The 3,810-nt window shown below is 74.0% G+C and carries 4 protein-coding genes; 3 read left to right on the forward strand and 1 reads right to left on the reverse strand.

The features are described 5' to 3' along the window. Positions 1-65: 65 nt before the first annotated feature. Positions 66-338 carry a DUF167 domain-containing protein gene (locus tag ACTUAL_RS07965; protein ID WP_015804450.1) on the forward strand — a complete coding sequence of 91 codons (273 nt, stop codon included), beginning with the start codon at positions 66-68 and terminating at the stop codon, positions 336-338. 66 nt (positions 339-404) lie between these two features. On the opposite strand, the gene ACTUAL_RS07970 is transcribed toward ACTUAL_RS07965, so the two are convergent. After that, positions 405-968 carry an N-acetyltransferase family protein gene (locus ACTUAL_RS07970; protein WP_440899795.1) on the reverse strand — a complete coding sequence of 188 codons (564 nt, stop codon included), beginning with the start codon at positions 966-968 and terminating at the stop codon, positions 405-407. Positions 969-1,402: 434 nt separating this feature from the next. Here ACTUAL_RS07970 and ACTUAL_RS07975 point away from each other — a divergent pair, with 434 nt between their 5' ends. Then, a complete protein-coding gene (locus ACTUAL_RS07975) occupies positions 1,403-2,059 on the forward strand; it encodes a TetR/AcrR family transcriptional regulator (RefSeq protein ID WP_096496451.1) in 657 nt (218 codons plus the stop codon). A 741-nt stretch (positions 2,060-2,800) separates the two neighbouring features. Next, on the forward strand, positions 2,801-3,810 hold a 1,010-nt coding region (locus tag ACTUAL_RS07980), incomplete at its 3' end, for a potassium/proton antiporter (RefSeq protein ID WP_440899796.1).

The following is a 3,810-nucleotide window of genomic DNA, read 5'->3' on the forward strand; positions in this document are numbered from 1 at the left end:
GCTCGTTCGGGTGGTGTGCCGGGACCGGTCTGCTTCCGGGGGCGTTCTTGTCGGTGGGGGGTGTGATGCTGAAGTTCGCGGTGCGGGTGAAGCCGGGGTCGAAGCGCGACGCCGTGGGCGGGCGCTGGGACGAGCGCGCCCTCGTGGTGTCGGTGGCCGCGCCCGCGGTCGAGGGGAAGGCCAACGAGGCGGTGCGCAGGGCGCTGGCCAAGGCGTTCGGGGTGCGCAGGCAGGACGTGGAGATCGTGTCGGGGGAGCGGGGGCGCGACAAGGTCGTGGTCATCGACCCCGCGCCCGACGGGGCGGACGGGGTGCTGGCGGAGCTGCTCGGGGGGTAGGTCGGGCGGTTCGGGCCTGGTCGCTCTGGCTTTTCGGCTCGGGTTCTGCGGTTCGGGCGGGGTGGTTCAGCCCGCTGCCGGTCGCAGCATCGGGAACATGGTCGGGCCGTTCTCGGGCAGTGCGATCGGGTCGCCGGCGCGGGTGAAGCCGTGCCGGGCGTACAGGGCCGCCGAGCGGGTGGTGCTCGCCTCCAGGTAGCAGGGCAGGCCGCCGGTGTCGGCGAGCCGGTGGGCCAGCAGGAGGCCGCCGACGCCCTGGCCCCTGCGCTCGGGCAGGACCGCGGTGGTGGCCAGGTAGAGGTGCGGGTAGGTCGGGTGCACGGCCGCCATCAGGGTGAACAGCGCCTCGGCCCTCGGCGGCATCCCGTCCGGCTTCGGGGTCTCACCGCTGGTCTCGGCCCACAGCGCGTACCCCGCGAGACCGCGCTCGTCCTCGGCGACGAGCGCGTCGCACCTGCCGAGCTGCTCCTCCACCAGCGTGCGGATGATCTTGTCCGTGAGGGGTTGGTCCGCGTTCCTGACCTCCGCCGAGTCCAGCACCCACGCCGTGACGACCTCGTCGGCCGCCGCGCGCTGGACCAGGTCCACCACGGCGTCGAACTCGTCGTGTGCTGCCTTGCGCACCTGCATCTTCCGCTCCTTCGCTCGTACGCTGTAGTTCGATGATTTCCTCGGCTGCGCTGGTGCTTCAACGTTTGCGTCACGCAGTGTTCGTGTGATGAAAAGGGGGCGCGGTGGGGTGCGCGCAGTGCGGGGCTCCGGTGGAGCGGGCGGCTCGGGGGCGGCCTCGGCGGTACTGCGGGCGGGCCTGCCAGGCGCGGGCGTACCGGGCGCGGCGGGACGCCGGGGACGACCCGCGCGGGCGTGGTGCGGCTCGGCGCGGGGCGGGGCTCGGGGGTGACGCCTGGGACGTGGGGGCTGCTCGGGGTGGCGCGGGCGTCGGGGTGGGGTCGACCGGTGCGGCGCGGGGTGCGGCGGATGCCGGCGCGCGGGGGCGTGGTGCGAGTGGTGGACCGGGTGCGCGGCGGCGGGGTGGTGGGCCGTCGTGGGACCGGGCGGGTGTCGTGCGGGCGGCGATCGAGCTGGCCGACGCCGAGGGGCTGGGCGCGGTGTCGATGCGGGCGCTCGCCGCGCGTGCCGGGGTGGCGACCATGTCGCTGTACCGGCACGTCTCGGGGCGGGCGGACCTGATCTCGGCCATGGTCGACGCGGTGCTCGTCGAGGCGCACGGACCCTCGCGGGGCCGGGCCGGTGGTGGCGCTGGCGGTTCGGGCGAGGGGCTCGGCTGGCGGGAGGTGCTGGAGCGGGAGGCCCGCGGGGAGTGGTCGTTGTACCGGGAGCACCCGTGGGCGTTGGGGGCTTTGGGCACCAGCAGGCCGCCGCTCGGGCCGCAGCTGATCGCGGTGGTCGACCGCTACCTCGGGGCGCTCGCCGGGCACGGGGTTGACCCCGCGACCGGGCTGTCGGTGTTCCTGCTGGTCAGCGGGTACGTGCAGGGGATGGCGCTGCTGCTGGTCAGCGAGAGCGAGCAGGCCCGCGACACCGGGGTCAGCGGGCCGCAGTGGTGGGGCGCCAGGGGGAAGTGGGCGGAGGCCGTGGACTACCCGTGGGTGCGCGAGCTGGCCGCCGGGGCGGCGCCCGGTGAGCGTGACCTGAACGAGTGGTTCGATTTTGGTCTCGCGCGGGTGCTGGACGGCATCGCGCTGCGGGTGGAAAGCTGATCGTGGGTTTGTCAGGGACTGCCGGAGGCGGTGGTCTCCTCGTGGTGCCCTCCTCGCGGTCGTCCGGCGGTGGTCTTCCCTCGGGTCGTGGGTCTTGCGCTTGAGCTCCCGCGCGTGACGCGGGTCGGGCGCTCTTCGTGCGGACGTCGAACGTGCGGGGCGCTCCCGGTCGCGTTCGGAGCGGGCGTCGGTCCTCTGGGGACGGTGCTCCCGGCGGGGTGCCTGGCGGGTGTCTGGCGGGGTGCTCAGTGGGGCGTCTGAAAAGTGCCCCGACGGGTATCCGGTGGTGCTCTCGGCGGGGTGCCTGGCGACGTGCCCGAGCGGTGCTCTTGGCAGGGTGCCTGGTGGTGCTCTCGGCAGGGTGTCTGGTGGTGTGCCCGAGCGGTCGCCTCGGCAGGGTGCCTGCTGGTATGCCTGAGCGGCGTTCCCTGCGAGCGCCCGGTGGTGGGTGCCCGGTGGTGGGTGCCCGAGCGGTGCTCCCGGTGCTGTGCCCGGAGCGCGCTCAGCGCAGCACTCCGGGGGTGCTCCGGGTGGTCTTCCGCGCGGTCGTCCGGCCGTGCGGGGAATGCGCTTGCCGGGTGGCCTTCGGGGTTCCGGTGCTGGGGTTCCGGTGCCGGGGTTCGCGGGCGCGATGACCCACGTCAGCGGCGTGGGGGGAGAATGGAACCCCGTCGTGAAGGACAACCGGGAGGTTGAGTGGGCGACGTCAGCGTCATCCTCGGTATCGGTGCAGCGGTTCTCATGGCCGCGGTGGTCGCGGTCAGGGTCTCCACCAGGCTGGGACTGCCCTCACTGCTGCTGTACCTGGGAATCGGGGTGCTGCTGGGCGAGTCGGTGCTCGGCATCCAGTTCTCCGACGCCGACCTGACCCGCTCGCTGGGCACCATCGCCCTGGTCCTGATCCTCGTGGAAGGCGGTCTGACCACCCGGTGGAACGCGGTGAAACCCGCGCTGGGACTGGGGATCGGGCTGTCGACGGTGTCCGTGGGCATCTCGATCGGGGTCACTGGGGTCGCGCTGCACCACCTGCTCGGGCTCGACTGGCGCACCGCCCTGCTGTGGGGCGCGGTGCTGTCGTCGACCGACGCGGCGGCGGTGTTCAGCGTGCTGCGCGGGGTCGGGGTCGGCAAGCGGTTGATCGGCGCGCTGGAGCTGGAGTCCGGCATCAACGACGCGCCGGTGTACATCGCCGTGGTGCTGCTGGCGTCCACCGACGCGATCACCTGGACCGCGCCGCTGCTGATGGTCTACGAGCTGCTCGCGGGCGCGGCCATCGGGATCGGGCTCGGCTGGCTCGGCGCGCTCGGGCTGCGCAGGGCCGCGCTGCCCGCCACCGGCCTGTACCCGCTGGCGACCGTCGCGGTGTGCCTGCTCGCCTACACGGTGGGCGACTTCGCGCACGCGTCCGGGTTCCTGGCGGTGTACACGGGCGCGGTGGTGCTCGGGAACTCGCGGCTGCCGCACCGGTCCGACACGCTCTCGTTCGCCGAGGGGCTCGGGTGGGTCGCGCAGATCGGGCTGTTCGTGCTGCTCGGGCTGTACGCGTCGCCCGCGCGCCTGGTCGACGCCGTGGTGCCCGCGCTGGTCGCGGGCGCCGTCCTGGTGCTGCTCGCGCGACCGCTGTCGGTGGCCGCAGCCGCGCTGCCGTTCGGGGTGCCGTGGCGTGAGCAGGTGTTCGTGTCCTGGTCGGGGCTGCGCGGGGCGGTGCCGATCGTGTTCGCGCTGCTGCCGCTCGTCCAGGGCGTCGAGGG

The sequence above is a fragment of the Actinosynnema sp. genome, assembly GCF_052038725.1.

Excerpts from the sequence above, each read along its gene's own strand:
- ACTUAL_RS07970 (WP_440899795.1), bottom strand. The coding sequence starts at position 968 with ATGCAGGTGCGCAAGGCAGCACACGACGAGTTCGACGCCGTGGTGGAC.
- ACTUAL_RS07965 (WP_015804450.1), top strand. The coding sequence starts at position 66 with ATGCTGAAGTTCGCGGTGCGGGTGAAGCCGGGGTCGAAGCGCGACGCC.